This is a genomic window from Streptococcus mitis (genome assembly GCF_003942695.1).
GTDB lineage: Bacteria > Bacillota > Bacilli > Lactobacillales > Streptococcaceae > Streptococcus > Streptococcus mitis_BD.
The window spans coordinates 175,514-196,679 of sequence record NZ_RJNU01000004.1; the positions used below are offsets into that span (position 1 = coordinate 175,514).

Below are 21,166 nucleotides of genomic sequence, written 5' to 3' on the forward strand. Positions count from 1 at the left end.
GCTCAGCTACTTCGCTTTTCTTTTTATTCCTTTGGTTGAACACTTGGCTCAGTCTCACTTTGCACTTGCTTTTCTGGCGCTTGAGAAGCAGCTGTTTTACTGTCTTTCTCAGGCTTAGATTGACTATCAGTTTCACTTACTTTCGAACGGAGTTCTTGGTTCAAGTTAATGATTTCTTTAGCTAGAGTGAGGAGACCTTCTTTATCACTGCTTTTGGCTGCAAGTTGATCAAATAGGGCATCAACTCGTTCAAAGTCAGCATCGGATCCTTTGTTATCCTCTAAGTACTTGTGAAGAGAGAGCAAGACATTATAGAGTTTTTGGTAGATAATCACCGTTTGTGGATCTTGTTCTGCTTCTTTTTCCTCTCGTTGGATAGTCGCTGCAATACGATTTAAAAGATCCTCAAGTTGTGTTTTAGCTTCGTCAAGGTCTGCATTTTCCTTTTCAGTAGCCGCTTTGATATTAGCTGCTTCTTCAGCTAGGGATTGTTTGACACCATCTTCCTTGACACGTGCTAGGAGTTGGGCAGCTTTAGTTAGGAGAGCATCCACTTCTTCCTTCTTAACATGGCTAACCCGCTCTTCTGGCATAAAATCACCGTAGAGTTCTTTTAGGAATTCATAGATGGCTGTCTTAGCAGTTTGACTATCTACTTTTTCCGTATCTAGAATAGTCTTACCAGCTTTTGTAGAAACGGGTTCTTCTTTGAGAGCCTCTTCTACTTCTAGCTTAGTTTGGTAAATAGTTGGGAATAACTTGTTCAAGTCGGTTGCTTTGAGAAAAGATTGCGATTGGTAAAGTTCCCAAGTCAGCTTGGCAACACGGTTACGAAGTTCTTCTCTAAGACGACCATCAGATACATGTTCGTAGAAGTACTTGATGTACTCTACTGTTGTGACTCCTGTACGATCGCGGAAATCTTTCAAGGCTTGCAGTTTCGCTTCAATGGCATCCAACTCTGTCTCATCTTGTGCTAGCTTTGCATCTTGTAAATGAAGCAAGAGATTCTTCTTAGGCAAACCATAAGTATCTGTATCCAGTGTATTAATCTTATCTACAAGGGCTTGGTATTTCTTGTCCAAAGGTGATGTTTCAACTGGAGACACACTTTGATCCACATGGATATATTGCTTATCAAAGAGATCCAAGGCTGCTAGGTAACCAGCAGTTGAGTTTGTTGCCAGTTTTTTCATATTTTCGGTGAACTGCCCCAAAGCAAGTTCAACCCGTCTCTGCACGATTGGCTGGTCTTTGTAGAGATTTCTGCTATCTGCTAAAAGTTGATCAACTTTAGAAAGAACAGTTTGTTCGTCAAAAACCCCAGGTTGATAGGCTGATTGTAGGGCTGGAATCTTGTTCTTCAAAGCAACTTCATAGCCCTTAGTTTGAACCTTGATGTAGTGATTGTGGTCTCCGTGAGGAATCACAAAACTACCACTTTCTACCTGTAAACTATAAGGAGACACCCCATCACGTAGGGCAGTCGTATACAGTTCATTTAGGAAATCCAGTTCTGGATTTCCAGTTTGGAGAGGAATACGAACATGTTCTTTTCGAACAGCATAGGGATGGATATGGGTTGGATCATAGGCTTGATCCGGATTTCCAAAGACAAAGAATCCATTTGAAATACGAATCGCTTCGAGCGGTACTCCGTAGGTCTGTGAGATATACTTGATTTTTTCTTCATCGCTAGCATCTCTTGAGAAACTTTCCACAGTCTTTGCAAGTGGTTGAACGTGCTGCGACTGATGATTTTCTTTCAAGTGATCTTGGGCAGCTTTGATTTGGGCTGCAGTCAAGTCCTTCTTAAAGAAATAATGAGCGTGATCTCCATGAGAAACTACAAACCCTTGCTCATCTTCACTAATAACACGGTCAGCTGCAAAACCATGATCATGTTCTTCACCGTGGTGATGGTCATGATCCTCTCCATCATGGTCATGATCTTCATGGTTGATATCCTGACTTCCATGGTTACCATCTTGGTCATGAGGATGATCTGGTTGAGCTGGATGTTCTGCTGGTTTGCTTGGATTTTCCAAAGGTGTTGGCTTCCCACTGTCGCTAGATAAAGGAATCATACGCGCAATCTTTTCTTCCAAGGCAGAAAGTTTTGTATATGGGATGAAATGATAGTGATTTCCGTGAGGAATCGCCACGCCACTCGGCGTTCTACTTGAAATCTTAGCAGGATCAAAAATCAAGCCATCTGATTCAGCATAACGTTGACTACTTGGAAGAGCATAGAGTTGCTGCAATAGAGTTTGTAAGCTCTCTTCTGGATTGCTTGGCCTTTCAGCTTCTTGACTCAGGTTGGTCGTTTGACTAGTTGTGTTTGGACTCGGACGATAGTCAGTCACACTTGCTTGTTTTCTAGTTCCAGAGAGGTAGGCTTGGGCAGCTGCCAATTCGCTAGCAGACAAGGAGCTCTTTGGAATATAGTGGTAATGTCCACCATGAGGGACAATATAAGCATCACCAGTATCCTCTATAATATCAGACGGATTAAAGATGTAGCCATCATCTGTAGTATAACGACCTTGAGATTGAGCAAGTGCCACTGCACTGTTAGAAGTTGGTGCATCATGAGTATGACCTTGTTTTTGGCGCTCAATTTCGTCCTTCGTACGAACGTTATCAGCATGTGCCGCATCTTTAAGGTAGACATAATACTTGCCATCCACCTTAATAATGTAGCCACCTTTGATTTCATTGACAATATCAGCATCTTTCAGTTGATAATTGGCATCTTTCATCAACAATTCTTCGCTGAAAATCGCGTCAAAAGGAACTTTACCATTGTAATAATGGAAATGGTCACCATGTGAAGTCACATAACCTTGATCGGTAATTTTCACAACAATTTGTTCTGCCTGAATGTCTTCTTTTTTGCTAACTTGGTCTGGTGTCTGGGTCTCTGTTTTTTGAGAATCTTGCTTCCCATCGACATAAGACACACGGTTATTATCTTTGTTTCCTTCTACCTGATGTTGGTTCAATGCATAGATGCAAATGCTTAGGGAAAGGACAAGAGCCGATCCTGCTGCAAGGTATTTCTTCTTCATTTTTATCATCTCCTCATTTTAATTCTTCTGCAAGAACATTCATATTTTCTTCAAGGTTTTCTAAGTAAGTTTTATCATTTTCAGGATCTGCTTCTAAAGGATTGAGTGTCTTTAGACTAACTCCCGTTGATTTGACCAAGGTCTCAGCGACTTTAGAAGAAGCATTGATCTCAGTAAAGATGGTTTTAACCTTATAGGTTTTAACGAATTCCTGAATTTCTGTTAGTTGTCTCGGACTTGGTTCTTGTTCAGGGGAAATCCCTGCTATACCAAGTTGTTTCAATCCAAACCGTTTAGCGAGATAAGAAAAAGCTGTATGTTGTGTAACAAAAGTCTTTTGGCTCGCTTTTTCAAAAATAGGCTGGTATTTCTTAGTCAATTCTTGGGCCTTTGCTATAAAGTTTTTAGCATTCTTTTGATACGTTTCCTTATTAGCACTATCAATCTCCGAAAGTTTGTCAGCGATAATCTGAGCTTCTTCACCTGCTTTTTCTGGATCTAACCAAGTGTGAGGATCGTAGAGTGTTTTTTCATCAATACCGTCACCAGCTTCTACATCTTCTAAACCTGGTACACGCTCCAAGGTCATTCCTTCAGAAGCTTCTAAAACCTTAACTTTTGAGTTTTTCAAGTTAGGATCTAGACTTCCAGCCCAAGACTCCAGTGTATGCGAGTGGTAGACAAAGACATCCGCGTCATAAATAGCAGCAATGTCATTAGCTGACGGTTCAAAGGAGTGAATCCCACTACTTGACTGAATCATCCGTACATCATTCAAGTCCCCCGATACCTCTTTGACCATGGCGTAGATAGGGTAAAAACTTGTTACAATCTTCATCCCTTTTGCTTCTTGTTTTTCTTTTTGACTACATGCTCCTAAGACAAGAAGCAGCAGACTGGCTATCAATAATAGAAATGTTCTTTTTTTCATCATTACTCCTTAACTAGTATTTAACCATTTAATTAACTAGTAAATAGTTTATCTTTATTTATACTATATGTCAAGATATTTTGCACATTTTCATGAAAAAAATGAGAACTAGAACTCGCATTCTGTTCTCATTTTCGATTTTAACTTTTCTAGTTCTCTCATCCTGTTTTTAGGAGCTAGAAAATTGTGTTAGGTTTAGTTGCTCTCCTTTAACAAGGCCAACAACTTTTCAGCTTCAGCCATAATTGTATTGTTGTCCTTGGTACCAAATAGCAGGTTATTTTTTAATCCTGTGAGAGTTTCTTTGGCATTGGACTTGATGATGGGGTCTTGAATCTTTTCAAGTAGCGCTTCAGCCTCTCTTAACTTCGCTTCAACCTTTTCAGTCTCGACCTGAGGTTCTTCTGGCTCCTCTGGTGATTCTTCTTCCGGTTCCTCAGTTGGTTTTGGAGATTCCGGCTTCTCACTTTGCGGTTTCTCTTCGCGTGGTTTTTCTTCCTCAGGTTTTTCTGTCCGAGGTTCCTCCTCTGTTGGTTTTTCCGTTTGATTGGTATCAGCTTGACCATTTTGGTTTCTTTGAACATGGTCACTTGCATTTCCCCAACCACTATCTGAGTGCGGACGTTCATTTGGATGTTCAACATAGTACTTGACAGTCGCAAAGAGATCCTCAAGAGTATACCCCTTAGGTGCCTCATAAAGTCCTTCGTCAAACCACTCAAATTTGATGTTATGGTAATGGTCATAATGAGGAATAATCAAGCTTCCGTTTTTGACTTCCACAGTATATTGAAGATTGTAAGGCATACGATTAAGGGGCACCTTCTTAGCTGCTTTCACGCGGTTGTAGATAGCTTCTGCTCCTTTAGCTTCCGTATTTCCTGGATTCTGATGGTCTGTTGAAGGAGGAGTCAAACCTTTCTCTTTAGCATAAGCATGGGCCGCTGCTCTTTCAGCTTCAGACAAACTATCTTTCTTAATCCAATGACTATGGGTCATATGTGGAGTTACATAGGCATCCCCCTCATCACTGGTGATATCACGAGAATCAAAGATATAGCCATCTTCTGTTGTATACTTGCCTGCCAACTTGGCTACTTGAATCTCATCATCTGTGTAAGCTATTTGCGCATTTGGTTTTCCTAGACGTTCTGGATGACGAATCGGTGCTAGAAATGCAAGTATATCTTCGACCAACTTAACTTTATCACTGCTTTCATCATTTAAACGTTCCAACAGTTTATCCAAAGCGTCAAAATCAACTTTACGACCTTTATTATCAAGTAAGTCCTGATGAATTCTTGCTAGCAAGTCATAAGCCTTATTGTAAAATTCTTGATCTCCAGATGGGAGGTTGGTTTTCTTAGCTCCGAGCTTATGGGCTAAACTTTCTTGCTTGGCTAGTTTACTATCAATGGCTATTGCTGTTTCTGCTGAAAGTTCCTTGGCAGGAATATAACGTGAGGTTCCATTCTCCTCAAATACATAGCCATCAGCTACTTTTCGAACTGCTTGTTTGACCAATTTTTCGTCAATGGGATTACTTGGAGATGGTTGAGGATTTGGTGCAGGTTGCGGGCTTGGACTAGGTTCCGGAGTCTGTTGTGGACTTGGTTGTTCTGGTCTTGAATCCGGCACCCAATGATTCGAACGATAGCGAGGTGGGATGATGCGAGCGATTCGTTCTTCCAATTCAGACATCTGTGAATAAGGGATGAAATGGTAATGGTTCCCATGAGGCACTGCAACCCCTCTGGCTGTGCGACTTGTGATTTGTGCTGGGTCGAAAACAAGGCCATCAGATTCCACATGTCGTTGGCTCAAAGGCAGTTTGTAGAGCTGTCTCAAAAGACTATCAATGTCATCACTTTGACTTGCTTGACTGTTAGTGTTGCTGTTGTTGTTTGTGTTCGTATTTGTATAGCTGTTGCCTTGGTTATTATAGGATGGGGTCCATCTATCTACATCACTGCTAGCACTGTTGTTAATGGTACGGCGATAAGTAGGCGTATTTGATTGGCCACTTCTACCAGATAGAAAGGCTTCTGCGGCAGCCAATTCGCTGGCTGATAACTCACTCTTAGGAATGTAATGGTAATGGTTGTCATGAGGAACGATATAAGCATCACCAGTATCTTCAATGATATCGGATGCATTAAAGATATAGCCATCATCTGTGGTGTAGCGCCCCTGTGAACGTGCCAAGGCTACCGCACCATCGTTTGCTGAAGTTCCTCCTTCACGATGCTGACTATGCTCTTGTTTTTGCCGATTGATTTCTTCTTTTGTACGGACATTATCCGCACGGGTTGCATCCTTAAAGTAAACATAGTATTTTCCATCCACCTTGATGACATAACCACCCTTGATTTCACTGATAATATCCTCGTCCTTGAGCTGGTAGTTTGGATCCTTCATCAGCAACTCTTCACTGATGATAGCATCATAAGGAACCTTCCCATTGTAATAATGATAGTGATCTCCGTGTGAAGTGACATAACCCTGGTCTGTTATCTTGATGACGATTTGTTCGGCATTAATTCCTTCACGTTTGCTAACCTCATCAGGAGTCAGATTCTCCGTTTTTTGCGTTGCTTGTTTTCCATCTATATAGGAAACACGATTATTTTCCTTAACCGTTCTGGCTTGATAAAGTCCCAACTCGTAAGAACAAACACTTAAAATCAAAGCTGCCGCAGAACCAGCAAGGTATTTTTTATTAATTTTCATCGAAACTCTCTTTCTTTTTGATATTTCTAGTTGCAATTCATTTCTAAATTGCAGAAACTCCTCTCTAATAGTTAACTGGTTAATAGTTTACTCCTAAATTTTTAACTTGTCAAGGATTTTATGAACCAGTTAACGTTTTTTGTTTTCTACACTACTTTCTATCTGAACAGTCTGATTTGAGAATCCTATATTGAAAATCAATCACTAAATTTTTAAATCAAAAAATCCCTGCAACCGAGTTGCAAGGACTTTTTGATTAATCAAAATTAACGTATTCTTTTTGAAGTTCAAGAACTTCTTCCATTGTTGAGCATTCTGTAAGGGCACGGTTTGCGTACTCTTCCATCTTAGCTGTGTCGAGTTTCTTCATCAAGCTACGTGTACGAAGTACAGATGTTGCTGACATAGAGAACTCATCCAAGCCCATTCCGACAAGAAGTGGAACAGCTTGTTGGTCACCAGCCATCTCACCACACATACCTGCCCATTTACCTTCAGCGTGAGCTGCCTTGATAACGTTGTTAATTAAACGTAGGATTGATGGGTTGTATGGTTGGTAAAGGTATGAAACTTGCTCGTTCATACGGTCTGCCGCCATTGTGTATTGGATCAAGTCGTTTGTACCAATTGAGAAGAAGTCAACTTCTTTTGCAAATTGGTCTGCAAGCATTGCTGCTGCTGGGATTTCGATCATGATACCAACTTGGATATTATCCGCAACTGCAACACCTTCAGCAAGAAGATTTGCTTTTTCTTCGTCAAAGACTGCTTTCGCTGCACGGAATTCTTTCAAGAGCGCAACCATTGGGAACATGATACGCAATTGACCATGAACAGATGCACGAAGAAGGGCACGGATTTGTGTGCGGAACATAGCATCTCCAGTTTCAGAAATAGAGATACGAAGGGCACGGAATCCAAGGAATGGGTTCATTTCGTGAGGCATATCGAAGTAAGGAAGTTCCTTGTCTCCACCGATATCCATTGTACGAACGACAACAGGTTTACCGTTCATTCCTTCAAGTACAGCCTTGTAAGCTTCGTACTGCTCATCTTCTGTTGGGAAGTCTTGAGAATCCATGTACAAGAACTCTGTACGGTAAAGGCCAACAGCTTCAGCGCCATTGTCATTGACACCTTCAACGTCTTTTGGAGTACCGATGTTGGCAGCCAATTCAAAGTGTTTACCATCAGCAGTCACTGTTTGTGCATCTTTCAAGAGTGCCCATTCAGCTTTTTGCTTCGCATAAGCTTCACCAGCAGCCTTGAATTCTGCTGCTTGCTCATCAGTTGGGTTGATAATAACCTCACCAGTGATACCGTTAACGGCAAGAATGTCACCATCTTTAACGATTTCAGTGATGTTGTTTGTACCCAATACAGCAGCAATTTCAAGTGTACGTGCCATGATAGCTGAGTGGCTTGTACGTCCACCGATGTTGGTTACAAAAGCTTTAACAAAGTTTTTGTCCAATTGAGCTGTATCAGAAGGAGTCAAGTCGTGCGCAATCACGATCACTTCTTCATTGATAGAAGCTGGGTTTGGCAATTTTTTACCAAGGAGGTTTGCCAATACACGTTTTGTCACGTCGCGGATATCCGCTGCACGTTCTTGCATGTATGGGTTGTCTTCCATGCCCTCAAAGATAGTGATAAACATGTCTGTTACTTCTTTCAGACCTGCTTCTGCATTCACTTTCTTCGCACGGATTGTTTCCTTGATTTGGCTAATCATTTCTGGGTCAGCAAGAACCATTAAGTGAGCGTCAAAAACTTGAGCTGCTTCTTCACCGAGCGTACCTACTGCTTTCTCACGGATAACAGAAAGCTCGTCTTGTGATGCTTTTAGAGCGACATCAAGGCGAGCTTCTTCTGCGTTTGTATCTTCGACTGTAACAGTCTCAAATGACAAATCCGGTTGAACGAGTAGATATGCTTTTGCAACTGCAACACCATCAGATGCTGCGATTCCTTTAAGCATTTCTGTCATTTTCCTTATGCCAATCCTTCTTTTTCCATAGTTTCAGTGATAGCAGCGATTGCGTCGTCAGCATCTGCACCTTCAGCTGAAATTGTAACGTCAGCACCTTGGCCAACACCAAGACTCATAACACCCATGATAGATTTAAGGTTTACTGATTTACCTTTGTACTCAAGAGTGATATCTGAAGCAAATTTGCTAGCTGTTTGAACCAACAATGTTGCTGGACGTGCGTGAATACCTGTTTCTGCCACTACGTGGAAATCTTTAGAAGCCATAGTTTGACTCTCCTTTAAGTGTTTTCTTTTTGAGTTATATGTGATAACCCTTACAAGATTGTATTATATCATCTTCAAGATAATTTTTCAAGTATTTTATGGACTTTTACTGAAAATGAAATTACTTCTTTTTCTATTGTAATGAGCACTCTAGCAATTAAATAGCATATCTAAACACTAATTGTTCAAAAATGTTATCATCAAAATTCAATTTTCAAAGCTATTTTCTCTTAATATCAATCAGAAGACAATCCTAGTAAATAATGAAAAAATAATACTATTTAGTTATAATTAATATAACTCAGCCAACCTATTATTTGAAAAGGCTTCATCAAATACTGAAATTCTAAAACCTACTCTTACCATCAACAGTAGAGAATTTATTCAATTTGCTACTTAAAGTAAAATAGGCTTGTAGCACCTAACAGTAAAAATGTAGATATATCTAAGTAGTATAAGTAGAACTAAAACTTTGATTGATTCCATTCAAATAAAGTATCCAACCAATCAAAAACGACATTATGGGCGAGTCTTAAATTATTGACTTGGCAATGAGCGTCCGCACCACTTTCCGCCTCAAATACTTGAAGTTTAGTTTGTTGATTTTTAGATTTAAGTGATTCATAAATTACCTTAGTTTGATGCTGCAGTTCAGCACCCTCACCCTTTCCCATGATAAACAGGCATGGGCATTGAATTTTTTTATAATCTACAATCTTTGCATAGTTAAATACATCATCAATAGCACTCTTAAAATCAGAGGTACCAAACTGCCATGCATACTTTTTAAGATTCAAATTTGCTGATTCATTCAAATTTCCAGCTAATTTTAAAATGGCATTTATTAACCAACTAGGTGCTTTCAAACTTGATCCGAATTCTTTTCTGAAGAGCTCTGCAACGTCGTAAATAGGGGTACTAGCAATCCAAGCATGAATTCTTGGATCCTTTTCGACAGCTTGTGCGGTAAAATATCCCCCTCCGCTGACACCATAAATGGCTAAATAATTTAGTTTAGGATTTCTATTTTCCAACCAGTCTATGCATAATGAAATTGGAATAGAGGCATCCACACCAAAGATTAGCCCTCTACTAGGATTGCTCCCTTGACCAGGAAGGTCAACCATTAAAACATTATAATTTCGTATCCATCCAGGATATCCTGCAAAATAAAATAAATCTTCGCGATAAGTATCACCTCCACCGATCATAATCAGCGTTGGGCAATTATCACCGCTATGAAGATAATAACCAGGCAAGTAGGAATCCTGATAAGCAATAGTTAGTTTTTCAATCGGTGTACCTAGTGAATGAATTGCACTAGAGAACGCCTTCTCCATTTGACAAACGATAGGTAAGTATTCGGCAGAAAATGGATCAGTAAACTGGATTGCCGATCGAAGTGAGTAGGTCTGTGCGAGATAATACTGCGCCTTTGTTTGTTCACTCAAACCTAAATTACTAACCTTTTGTTCAAGATAGTTCACATGTGATAAAAACTCATTTTTCCAGTCATCAGGTTTTGGTGAATTACCTAACTTTTGAGCAAGATAATACAGCTCTCCATGAGAGAAGCCAAAAACTTCACCGATTCCTAGCAACCAATTAAAGAAAAAATCCGTATCACCATTCTTAAAAAATATTTGAGTCGATTGCCGTTTTAAAATAACATCATTTTCTTTCACCACGTACCTCCTGATTCTGTGTTCTTTTATTTATTTAATCTAATTATAATCTGATAACATTCTCTATCAAATAAAAGCATCTAGATATCCATTTTTTAATCTTACAATCACAGGTAGTATATCACATGAAATGAACGTTTTCAAACATTGTATTTATATACTCCTTATAAAAGGATACGAAACTCATAAGTATCCTATATGAAATTAACCAATGATCCATTTTTATGAATACAGCATAATCTGTCATTTCCACTTTTGTTATATTTTAGATATTCTAATACAAAATATTGGGACATCTTGTGTGGAAAATTTCTTTTTTTCGTAAATATCACAGTTTCTGTTTTGTTAAAGCATTGTCTCAGCTAGACTTATTTCTGTTCTTACGATTTTTGCTATTTTCTTCGTTTTCCTTTCTGATAACTTGCTGAAAACCTTCTATTTATATTGCCAATATACAGTATGTAGTTTTTTTATTTTGAGAAAGTTTGACAGTTCAACGGAAGTCAAAATTTATGTTTTAAAAAACACTATATCTTGTGCTTTGTTTTTAAAACTGTAACTTTTTAGCACAAGATTTAGTTTAAAAAGTTTGACAAAGTTTTTTTTTCTGATATACTAAGAAAGTAATCTATTTTGAAAGAGGAGTTACGAAAATGGTAACGGTTTATTCTAAAAATAATTGTGTACAATGTAAAATGACCAAACGTTTCTTGGACAGCAACAATGTCGCTTATCGTGAGATCAATCTCGACGAGCAACCAGAGTACATCGATCAAGTTAAAGAGCTCGGTTTCAGCGCTGCTCCTGTTATCCAAACACCAACTGAAGTCTTTTCAGGTTTCCAACCAGGAAAACTGAAACAATTAGCATAATCTTAGTACATCATCCAGAAGAAACTGCTTCTAGGGCTAACTTAGAGGCCTTTCTTTTGTAATTAGATAAAGGAAATTTTATGGGATTAAAACATCTTGAGGACGTAACTTACTTCCGTCTCAATAACGAAATCAACCGTCCTGTCAATGGACAAATCATGCTTCATAAAGATAAGGAAGCCTTGGATGCTTTCTTTAAAGAAAATGTAGTTCCAAATACCATGGTTTTTGATTCAATCACTGATAAAATCAACTACCTTATTGAACACAACTACATCGAAACTGCATTTATCAAGAAATACCGTCCAGAATTCTTGGAAGAATTGCATCAATTTATCAAGAATCAAAACTTCCAATTCAAATCATTCATGGCTGCCTATAAGTTTTACAATCAATATGCCTTGAAGACTAACGACGGGGAATACTATCTTGAAAGCATGGAAGACCGTGTCTTCTTTAACGCACTATATTTTGCAGATGGTGATGAAGCGATTGCGATTGATATTGCCAATGAAATCATCCACCAGCGCTACCAACCAGCTACTCCTTCCTTTTTGAATGCTGGTCGTGCTCGTCGTGGAGAGTTGGTATCTTGTTTCTTGATTCAAGTAACTGATGACATGAACTCTATCGGACGTTCTATCAACTCTGCTCTTCAACTTTCGCGTATCGGTGGTGGTGTGGGAATTTCCCTCAGCAACCTTCGTGAAGCCGGAGCTCCTATCAAAGGTTATGAAGGAGCAGCTTCTGGTGTTGTTCCAGTTATGAAACTCTTCGAAGACAGTTTCTCTTACTCAAACCAACTTGGTCAACGTCAAGGTGCTGGGGTTGTCTACCTCAACGTCTTCCATCCAGATATCATCGCCTTCCTTTCAACTAAGAAAGAAAATGCCGATGAAAAAGTTCGTGTAAAGACTCTTTCACTTGGTGTTGTAGTACCCGATAAATTCTACGAATTGGCTCGAAAAAATGAAGAAATGTATCTCTTTAGCCCATACTCTGTAGAACTTGAATACGGTGTGCCATTCAACTATATCGACATCACTGAAAAATACGATGAATTGGTCGCAAATCCAAATATCCGCAAGACAAAAATCAAAGCTCGTGATTTGGAAACTGAAATTTCTAAATTGCAACAAGAGTCTGGTTACCCTTATGTAGTCAACATTGATACAGCCAACCGTGCAAATCCTGTTGATGGAAAAATCATCATGAGTAACTTGTGTTCTGAGATTCTTCAAGTTCAAGAACCAAGCTTGATCAACGATGCTCAAGAATTCCTTCAAATGGGAACAGACGTTTCATGTAACCTTGGATCAACCAACGTGGTCAACATGATGACTTCACCTGACTTTGGTCGTTCTATCCGTGCGATGGTTCGTGCTTTGACTTTCGTTACAGATAGTTCACACATCGTAGCTGTCCCTACTATCGACCACGGAAATAGCTTGGCCCACACCTTTGGTCTTGGTGCCATGGGACTTCATAGCTATCTAGCGCAACAACTCATCGAATATGGATCACCTGAGTCTGTTGAATTCACTAGCATCTACTTTATGCTTATGAACTACTGGACCTTGGTAGAATCTAATAACATCGCGCGTGAACGTGGTATCACCTTCCACAACTTTGAAAAATCAGACTATGCTAACGGTAGCTACTTCGACAAGTATGTGACAGGTGAATTTGTTCCAAAATCAGACCGTGTCAAAGAACTCTTCAAAGACGTCTTTATCCCGAGCGCCGCTGACTGGGCTGAACTTCGCGAAAAGGTTCAAGCAGATGGACTTTACCACCAAAACCGCCTTGCTGTAGCTCCAAATGGTTCTATCAGCTACATCAATGACGTTTCTGCTTCTATCCACCCGATTACGCAACGTATTGAAGAACGCCAAGAGAAGAAAATCGGTAAAATCTACTACCCAGCTGCAGGCTTGTCAACAGATACTATCCCTTACTACACTTCTGCTTACGATATGGATATGCGTAAGGTAATTGATGTTTACGCTGCTGCAACAGAGCACGTGGACCAAGGGCTTTCACTCACTCTCTTCATGCGTAGCGACATTCCAAAAGGTCTTTACGAATGGAAGAAAGAAAACAAACAAACGACACGTGACTTGTCAATCCTTCGTAACTATGCCTTTAACAAGGGTATCAAGTCAATTTACTACGTTCGTACCTTTACAGACGACGGTGGAGAAGTCGGTGCTAACCAATGTGAAAGTTGTGTGATTTAATTTTTATCTGAGGCAACCACGTTTTCTCAGACTACTGATTAAGTTACCCATCATACAAAACTTGATAAGTATCTTAAATACTATGAAAAACTAAAAAGTCGGGCTTCCGACTTTTTGTGCGATACTCTTCTCAGACTATGATAAAATAGAGAGGATTCGACAATCGCATTATTACATACAGAAAGAGATTTCAAATGGAAACTTACTACAAAGCCATTAACTGGAATGCCATCGAAGATGTCATCGACAAATCAACTTGGGAAAAGCTGACAGAGCAATTCTGGCTCGATACGCGTATCCCCTTGTCAAATGACCTAGACGACTGGAGAAAACTATCAAACAAGGAAAAAGACTTGGTTGGAAAAGTCTTTGGCGGTTTGACCCTTCTCGATACCATGCAATCTGAAACAGGGGTCCAAGCGCTTCGCTCAGACATCCGTACACCGCATGAGGAAGCTGTTTTCAACAACATCCAGTTTATGGAATCTGTCCACGCAAAATCTTACTCTTCTATCTTTTCAACCTTGAATACCAAGGCTGAAATTGAAGAAATCTTTGAATGGACCAACACTAACCCCTACCTTCAAAGAAAAGCTGAAATTATCAACGAAATCTACCTCAATGGTAGCCCGCTAGAAAAGAAAGTTGCCAGCGTTTTCCTTGAAACCTTCCTCTTCTACTCTGGTTTCTTTACACCACTCTACTATCTCGGTAACAACAAACTGGCCAACGTTGCGGAAATCATCAAACTGATCATCCGTGATGAGTCTGTTCATGGAACTTACATTGGTTACAAATTCCAACTTGGTTTTAACGAATTGCCTGAAGAAGAGCAAGAAAAACTTAAAGAATGGATGTACGACCTGCTCTACACTCTCTACGAGAACGAAGAAGGTTATACAGAAAGTCTCTATGACGGTGTTGGTTGGACCGAAGAAGTTAAAACCTTCCTTCGCTACAATGCCAATAAGGCCCTTATGAACCTAGGACAAGATCCACTCTTCCCAGATTCAGCTGATGATGTCAATCCTATCGTTATGAACGGTATTTCAACAGGAACTTCTAACCACGACTTCTTCTCTCAAGTCGGAAATGGTTACCTCCTTGGTGAAGTTGAAGCCATGCAAGACGAGGACTACAACTACGGTTTAGACTAATTTGGCCGATTATTCAAAATATCATGGTTTGTTTAAAACAACCATGGTATTTTTGTTTTTGTTTTATTTTGTTTTTTTCTATTTGATAGATTGAGCGTTTTATGGTAAGATAATAATAGTAGAAATCGAGGTGATAAGGATGCTAAAGCAAGAAAAACTAGATAGTATTCTAGAAGCAGTAAACACAAAAGGCACTATTACTGTAAAAGAGATTATGGAGAGTCTTGATGTGTCAGATATGACAGCTCGCCGCTACTTACAAGAATTAGCAGATAAGGATTTGCTGGTCCGTGTGCATGGTGGTGCTGAAAAACTTCGTACAGGTTCTCTATTAAACAACGAACGCTCAAACGTCGAAAAACAAGGCTTGCAGATTGCTGAAAAACAAGAAATTAGCCGTTTTGCAGGGCATTTGATTGACGAAGGTGAAACCATTTTTATCGGGCCAGGAACAACCTTAGAATGTTTTGCTCGTGAGCTCCCTATCGATAACATTCGTGTTGTAACAAACAGTCTTCCTGTTTTTCTCATCCTAAACGAACGAAAACTAACAGATTTGATCTTGATTGGCGGAAATTATCGCTCTATCACTGGTGCTTTTGTAGGGACACTTACCTTGCAAAACTTGGCCAATTTGCAATTTTCTAAAGCCTTCGTTAGCTGTAATGGTATTAAGGACAATGCGATTGCGACCTTTAGTGAAGAGGAAGGTGAATCTCAACGAATCGCCTTGAACAATGCCAATAAAAAATACTTACTGGCAGATCACAGTAAGTTTAATAAGTTTGATTTTTACACCTTCTACAATATCTCAGAGATTGATACCATCGTTTCAGATGCCAAACTGAGTCAGGAGACATTTGAAGATCTGTCGAAACAAACAACCATTCTTTTATCAAAACCATAAAAATTCCCCTGCCTTTTGGTGGGGAATTTTTGTTGAATTTTAATCAATAAGTTGTGTCTCAGCTAGTTTCTTGTACCAGTGAGCCGATTTCTTTGGATAGCGCTCCTGGGTCTCAAAATCAACATAGAATAGTCCATAACGCTTTTCATAGCCATTTGACCAAGAAAAGACATCCATCAGCGACCAGATAAAGTAGCCTTTTACATTGGCTCCATCGGAGATTGCATCTGCAATCACTTCCATATGTTTCTTAACATAATCAATCCGTCCATCATCGTAGACTGTTCCATCCACAAACTCATCTTTGTATCCGAGACCATTCTCTGTGATGTAGATTTTCTTGTAATTTGGGTAATCTTTCTTCACGCGCATGATTTGATCATACAAACCTTGAGGATAGATAATCCAATCCCAGTCCGTACGTGGCACATAATCTGGAGCTACTCGACGTCCAACTCCCTTAATCTGATACTTAGAGCTTCCTTTTTCACCCTTACCGTTATGAATGATTTCTGTTTCGCCATCAAAGGCTTGCATCCAATCACTCATGTAGTAGTTAATTCCAAGGAAGTCATTCAGGTCTTTTGCAGCTTCTAGCACAGCGAAGTCTTCTTCACGCAGATCTAAACTTCCACCATTGACTGCTAAGATATGGTTGACACCTTCCATGGTTTCGTCGGAATAGCGTCCTAGATAAGTCGCATCTAGGATAAACTTGTTATGGATAATATCTTCTAACTCAGCTGCACGGATATCTGCAGGATTTTCAGGATCCAGAGGATACTTAGTAGGCAGGGCATGAACCACACCAATCTCCCCCTTGTAACCCTTATCCTTAAAAAGTTTTACTGCACGCGCATGCGACACCATCATATTGTGATGAGATTGGAAGACTTTGGCAAGGTCGTACTGAATACCTGGAGGGAATTTCCCAACCAAATACTGGCCATCCCCTATCGGTCCAATTTCATTAAAGGTTGTCCAAAAGTTAACTTCAGGAAATTCTTCAAAACAGAAGGCCGCATAATCCACAAAGTGATCAATGTTTTCTCTATTCAGGAAATCTCCGTTTGAATGAAGTGCTTCTGGTGTATCAAAGTGATGGAGGGTCACGAAGGGCTCAACATGCCGTTTGTGGCACTCTGCAAATAGATTATGATAGAACTCAACCCCCTTGTCATTAACCTTCCCATAACCCGTTGGAAAGATACGTGACCAAGCGATTGAAATACGGATACCATTGACACCATACTCTTCTGCAAGTTTGAGGTCAACTGGGTATTTGTGATAGAAATCACTGGCTGGTTCAGCAGTGTACCAGTAGTTATCTTTGAGGTATTTGTCCCAGGCGACTGGCCCTTTACCATCAGTATGTGTAGCACCTTCTGCTTGGTAGGCTGCTGTTGCTCCGCCAAAAATAAAGTCTTTTGGAAGTGTTTTTGTCATTTGATTCACCTTTCAAGAAATAGAAATGAGATGGGGATATAGTTGGGAGGAGTTCCTCCATCTCACTTCTTCGCTATTTACATTTTATTCTTCGAATTGCGCTTGAACGAAGGCAAGAGCGCCTTTTCCATCACGAGTCAGTTTAATGTATTGGCCACCTTCTGTCTTAGCAAGTTTGATACCAAGTTTGTCGGTTTCGGCCTTCATGTCTTCAAAGTTTGAAGCAACTTGAGGAGCAAGGATAACCAGATCAAACTCTGGCAACATTTCACGGTGAGCTCCATAGCCACCAGCTGCTGCTTTAACAGGAACATTGTACTCCGCAGCTGCCTTGTTTAGAGCATTTGCAAGGAGACCACTTGTACCTCCTCCTGCACAGAGAACGAGAACATTTGTTTCTTCTGTGATTGTGTTTTGCGCTGCTTCTACACCTGCTTTTTCAAGAATCGCATCTGCTTTGGCAGTATTGAAGTTTGCAGCTACTTTTTCTTTCAATTCATCATTGGCTTTACCTGAACGCTCTTCTTCAAGAATTTGTTCATCATAAACCTTGAGGAATGGATAGTAGATGGCTACGTCAACAAGGATTAACAAAGCAGCAAGTACAAATGACAAGAATTGGAAGTTTGTACCGAGAACAATACCGAGCGGACCTGGTGTTGTCCAAGGAAGGTTGGCTGTAAATGAATTCATGCCAAGAGTTTCAATGAAGAATTTAAAGATCCATACATTGGCAATTGGTGCAAAGATAAATGGAATGAAGAAGATTGGGTTCAAGACAAGTGGTGCACCAAACAGAATTGGTTCGTTGACACCAAAGAAAGTTGGAACTACTGACGCACGCCCGATGGCACGGTTACGTTTAGACTTACATAACCACATAAACATGAAAGGAACAACCAGTGTCGCACCTGTACCACCCATGGTAACGATAAACATTTGTGTGCCAGAAGTAAGGATCTTGTCGGCATGCATCCCTTGTTGGAGAAGGTTCAAGTTGACTTCGGCATTTGCATAGGTAATAGCTGCGATTGCAGGTTCGACGATTGAAGGACCATGGATACCCACAAACCAGAAGAAGGCAAAGGCACCAAAGATAATCGTAATACCTAGATAACCATCAGCAGCAGAGAATAATGGTGCAAAGAATTTACCGATTGATTCTGCTACACTGGCTCCAACAAAATGACGAGCTAGTAAATCAAGAACATAAAGAGAAACAACAGATAGAGTGAATGGAATCACATCTTTAAAAACTTGTGAGATATTTGGTGGAACTTCGTCAGGCATACGAATAGTGACGTTGTTCTTAACACAAACCTTATAGATGGCTACAGTAACAAAGGCAGCAAGGAAGGCTGAAAGCAAACCTTTTGTCCCCAAGAATCCAGTAGCTAGGCCATTTTCGATAGGATCAGCTGCCAACATCAACAAACCAACAATTGCTGCCAACAATGTTGACATATAGTTGATTTGATTGGTTTTTTCCATGCTACGGTTAACTGAGTCGGTCAATGACTTAGCTGTTGTACCAGCTACCAAGAGAGCCAGAATCCCCATTGAATAGCTATAAGGTTTCATGAGGAGATTAACAACATCATCAGACCATTTAAAGCCCCATGAGTTTGGTACAAAGGCAATCAAGATAAAGATACTTGAGAAGAGAATAACGGGCATTCCTGCAATGAAACCATCACGAATAGCACGAAGGTAGATATTACGAGACAGTTTTTCAAAGAAAGGCTTTCCTTTCTCGATAAATGAAATTAGTTTGTTCATTACTTAACTCCTCTCTTATAGAGTTCGATTAAATGGTGCATCAAATCTTTTAACAAGATAGTTGTCATCAAGTGGTCTTGGCCATGCATCATGGTTACACTATAAGCTAAGTCCTCACCTGAAGCTTCCTTAGTTAATAGACTTGTTTGCGCGTGATGAGCCTCGGCGATACAGCCACCAGCTTCCTCGACTAGGCTATCTGCTTTCGCAAAATCGCCAGCTTCAGCAGCCTTCAAGGCTTCCAATAGTTTTGAACGAGCATCGCCAGCATAGGCTACGATTTCAAAACCTAACAATGTTACTTCTTCTCTGTTCATGATAGAATTCTCCTTATGTATTTTTAATTAAATTTTTATGACAATAAACGTTGGATATGTAGAACTAGATAAACTCGCTCACTTTTATACAAATCAAGACCCGTATGTTGCGTAATCACATCATAGATCTTGGAACCAATCTCGAACGCTTTTGGATAGGATTGTTTAATATGGTCTTCCATATCTAGAAGCGATTGATTATCATCTCTGGAACGGTCTAAATAATCCAAAAAATAGTTGAGATGAATCATAAAGCGATCATAGAAATGGTTATTCTTTTTGGTTCGTTGAATCGCATAACCCTTTAGCACTTCTTCGACATTCCTGAGAATTTCTTTCCTCTTATCAATCGACTCAACAACTTCCACTTCATTCTCACCTTCGGCATTGATGAAATGATAAGCGATCCGAATAATTTCATCCTCAGGGAAATGATCTGTCAATTTCTTACGATAAATTTCAAAGGCTTCCTTTGCGATTTGAAAAGCGACAGGATACTTGGCAGAAATATCCGGCAGATTGCTATCCTTGTACCTTCCTTGCGTTAGAGCTTGATAAGAACAATATATATGATCTGTCAAAGTCACATAGAGATACTCTTGAATCGGATAATGATATTTCTTAGAAAGCTTATCAATGATTTCATAAGTCACTGTGATAAAATCAAGCGGAACATCTTTGAGCAGAGCCATAAAGTTTTCTCTGGACTCTTCTGTCTTCATCCGAAAGATTTTCTCAACCTGATGTTCAGCAATCAAATCCCCCTTCTTTTTCCCAAATGTAATCCCCTTACCAATCACAATCACTTCTTCTCCTTTGTCGTTTCTGACAAGCGAGACATTGTGATTCATTGGGTTTAGAATTCGATACATGTCAACCTCCTTTTATATCTTAAAGGTATATGAGTACAAAAAATGACCACAAATGAACTAGAAAATCCTTTGATTTCTAATCCACCTGTGATCATGCCTAATATTACTTAGTAACACTCACCTTGTATTAACTTGTGATTTAAGTATAGCACAAGTAAGTTTTTTTGTAAACCTTTACATTCAACTTTTTTAAAAATTTTTATTTAGATCAATGTTCCTAAGATTAGGAGGGGGAAAACTTATACACGTTCAGTCCATGAAGTCGCTGTGGTTTGGAGAACTTTGTTAAGTTCGTCAATGTTCTCAAAACCTGTTGTACGTAGCCATTCGCGAGCTGCTGCTTCACCGTCTTTGATGTAAGCTTCAACTGATCCTGCCCAGGTTGCACGTCCGCAAAGAACACCGTTGAAGTTTGCGCCTGATTCGTGGGCAAAGACAAGTGTATCTTGGAAGAGTTTAGCTGACACTCCCGCACTCAAGTAGATATATGGCAAGTTAGTTGCTTCGTCTTGTGCTTTGAAGAAGGCTGCCGCTTCTTCACGAGTATGCACGATTTCACCATCGCCAAAGCCTTCAACGTATTTCACATTGACTGGAACTTCCACTTTCAAGACATCGATGTTGAAGCGTGGGTCTGAAAAGACCTTCATGGCACCGATAACTTTATGTGGTTTTACTTTGGCGTATTCTGCAGAGCCAGCGTCAGTGATTTTTTCATCGTAAGCGAGGATTTCAAGGAAGAATGGAATATCTTCCGCCACACACTCAGAGCCAATGCGTTCGATGTAGGCTTGTTTTTGTTGGTTGAGTTCGTCAGAACTGTCTACATCGTAGTAAAGCAAGAATTTGACTGCATCCGCACCTTGTTCCTTAATACGTTTTGCAGACCAAACATCCAAG

Annotated in this window: 15 protein-coding genes; 4 read left to right on the forward strand and 11 right to left on the reverse strand. The window is 39.9% G+C overall.

The genetic code is table 11. The annotated features are described in order from the left end of the window. Positions 1-23: 23 nt before the first annotated feature. From D8852_RS04815 to D8852_RS04840, 6 genes are all read right to left on the reverse strand, one after another. Complete coding sequence (locus D8852_RS04815; protein ID WP_125425498.1) at positions 24-3,071, reverse strand: pneumococcal-type histidine triad protein; 3,048 nt, start codon at positions 3,069-3,071, stop codon at positions 24-26. Positions 3,072-3,084: 13 nt separating this feature from the next. Further along, a complete protein-coding gene (locus D8852_RS04820; protein WP_125425496.1) occupies positions 3,085-4,002 on the reverse strand; it encodes a metal ABC transporter solute-binding protein, Zn/Mn family in 918 nt (305 codons plus the stop codon). A 195-nt stretch (positions 4,003-4,197) separates the two neighbouring features. Continuing rightward, complete coding sequence (locus D8852_RS04825; RefSeq protein ID WP_125425494.1) at positions 4,198-6,732, reverse strand: pneumococcal-type histidine triad protein; 2,535 nt, start codon at positions 6,730-6,732, stop codon at positions 4,198-4,200. Positions 6,733-6,988: 256 nt separating this feature from the next. After that, positions 6,989-8,722, reverse strand: a complete 1,734-nt coding sequence (gene ptsP / locus D8852_RS04830) for a phosphoenolpyruvate--protein phosphotransferase (RefSeq protein ID WP_025168929.1) — start codon at positions 8,720-8,722, stop codon at positions 6,989-6,991. Between the two features lie 5 nt (positions 8,723-8,727). Next, positions 8,728-8,991 (reverse strand): phosphocarrier protein HPr, encoded by a 264-nt coding sequence (locus D8852_RS04835; protein WP_000146948.1) that lies wholly within the window; start codon positions 8,989-8,991, stop codon positions 8,728-8,730. Positions 8,992-9,455: 464 nt separating this feature from the next. Continuing rightward, positions 9,456-10,676, reverse strand: coding sequence for an alpha/beta hydrolase family protein (locus D8852_RS04840; protein WP_125425492.1), 1,221 nt, complete (start codon positions 10,674-10,676; stop codon positions 9,456-9,458). A gap of 653 nt (positions 10,677-11,329) precedes the next feature. Here D8852_RS04840 and nrdH point away from each other — a divergent pair. The 4 genes from nrdH (at position 11,330) to D8852_RS04860 (ending at position 15,852) form a co-directional block, all read left to right on the forward strand. Beyond that, positions 11,330-11,548, forward strand: coding sequence for a glutaredoxin-like protein NrdH (gene nrdH / locus D8852_RS04845; protein ID WP_000259240.1), 219 nt, complete (start codon positions 11,330-11,332; stop codon positions 11,546-11,548). A gap of 80 nt (positions 11,549-11,628) precedes the next feature. Further along, positions 11,629-13,788 carry a class 1b ribonucleoside-diphosphate reductase subunit alpha gene (gene nrdE / locus D8852_RS04850; protein WP_125426239.1) on the forward strand — a complete coding sequence of 720 codons (2,160 nt, stop codon included), beginning with the start codon at positions 11,629-11,631 and terminating at the stop codon, positions 13,786-13,788. 194 nt (positions 13,789-13,982) lie between these two features. Further along, positions 13,983-14,945, forward strand: coding sequence for a class 1b ribonucleoside-diphosphate reductase subunit beta (gene nrdF, locus D8852_RS04855; protein WP_000451378.1), 963 nt, complete (start codon positions 13,983-13,985; stop codon positions 14,943-14,945). Between the two features lie 139 nt (positions 14,946-15,084). Next, positions 15,085-15,852, forward strand: coding sequence for a DeoR/GlpR family DNA-binding transcription regulator (locus D8852_RS04860; RefSeq protein ID WP_125426236.1), 768 nt, complete (start codon positions 15,085-15,087; stop codon positions 15,850-15,852). A 39-nt stretch (positions 15,853-15,891) separates the two neighbouring features. On the opposite strand, the gene lacG is transcribed toward D8852_RS04860, so the two are convergent. From lacG to lacD, 5 genes are all read right to left on the reverse strand, one after another. Then, the gene (lacG, locus tag D8852_RS04865) at positions 15,892-17,298 is read right to left on the reverse strand and encodes a 6-phospho-beta-galactosidase (protein WP_125426233.1); all 1,407 of its coding nucleotides are present in this window, start codon (positions 17,296-17,298) and stop codon (positions 15,892-15,894) included. An 84-nt stretch (positions 17,299-17,382) separates the two neighbouring features. Then, entirely contained in the window at positions 17,383-19,077 is a 1,695-nt protein-coding gene (locus D8852_RS04870) for a lactose-specific PTS transporter subunit EIIC (RefSeq protein ID WP_125426230.1), read from the reverse strand. Next, positions 19,077-19,394: a PTS lactose/cellobiose transporter subunit IIA gene (locus tag D8852_RS04875; protein ID WP_084854177.1), complete on the reverse strand. Its 318-nt coding sequence runs from the start codon at positions 19,392-19,394 to the stop codon at positions 19,077-19,079. The genes D8852_RS04870 and D8852_RS04875 overlap by 1 nt, the downstream gene beginning before the upstream one ends. Before the next feature lie 35 nt (positions 19,395-19,429). After that, positions 19,430-20,266: a PRD domain-containing protein gene (locus tag D8852_RS04880; protein ID WP_125426228.1), complete on the reverse strand. Its 837-nt coding sequence runs from the start codon at positions 20,264-20,266 to the stop codon at positions 19,430-19,432. Between the two features lie 239 nt (positions 20,267-20,505). Further along, the coding region (lacD, locus tag D8852_RS04885) for a tagatose-bisphosphate aldolase (RefSeq protein WP_125426225.1) at positions 20,506-21,166 on the reverse strand (661 nt) is incomplete at its 5' end.

Coding starts and splice junctions, on each gene's coding strand:
- D8852_RS04815 (WP_125425498.1), bottom strand. CDS start 3,071: ATGAAGAAGAAATACCTTGCAGCAGGATCGGCTCTTGTCCTTTCCCTA.
- D8852_RS04820 (WP_125425496.1), bottom strand. CDS start 4,002: ATGAAAAAAAGAACATTTCTATTATTGATAGCCAGTCTGCTGCTTCTT.
- D8852_RS04825 (WP_125425494.1), bottom strand. CDS start 6,732: ATGAAAATTAATAAAAAATACCTTGCTGGTTCTGCGGCAGCTTTGATT.
- ptsP (WP_025168929.1), bottom strand. CDS start 8,722: ATGACAGAAATGCTTAAAGGAATCGCAGCATCTGATGGTGTTGCAGTT.
- D8852_RS04835 (WP_000146948.1), bottom strand. CDS start 8,991: ATGGCTTCTAAAGATTTCCACGTAGTGGCAGAAACAGGTATTCACGCA.
- nrdH (WP_000259240.1), top strand. CDS start 11,330: ATGGTAACGGTTTATTCTAAAAATAATTGTGTACAATGTAAAATGACC.
- nrdE (WP_125426239.1), top strand. CDS start 11,629: ATGGGATTAAAACATCTTGAGGACGTAACTTACTTCCGTCTCAATAAC.
- nrdF (WP_000451378.1), top strand. CDS start 13,983: ATGGAAACTTACTACAAAGCCATTAACTGGAATGCCATCGAAGATGTC.
- D8852_RS04860 (WP_125426236.1), top strand. CDS start 15,085: ATGCTAAAGCAAGAAAAACTAGATAGTATTCTAGAAGCAGTAAACACA.
- lacG (WP_125426233.1), bottom strand. CDS start 17,298: ATGACAAAAACACTTCCAAAAGACTTTATTTTTGGCGGAGCAACAGCA.
- D8852_RS04870 (WP_125426230.1), bottom strand. CDS start 19,077: ATGAACAAACTAATTTCATTTATCGAGAAAGGAAAGCCTTTCTTTGAA.
- D8852_RS04875 (WP_084854177.1), bottom strand. CDS start 19,394: ATGAACAGAGAAGAAGTAACATTGTTAGGTTTTGAAATCGTAGCCTAT.
- D8852_RS04880 (WP_125426228.1), bottom strand. CDS start 20,266: ATGTATCGAATTCTAAACCCAATGAATCACAATGTCTCGCTTGTCAGA.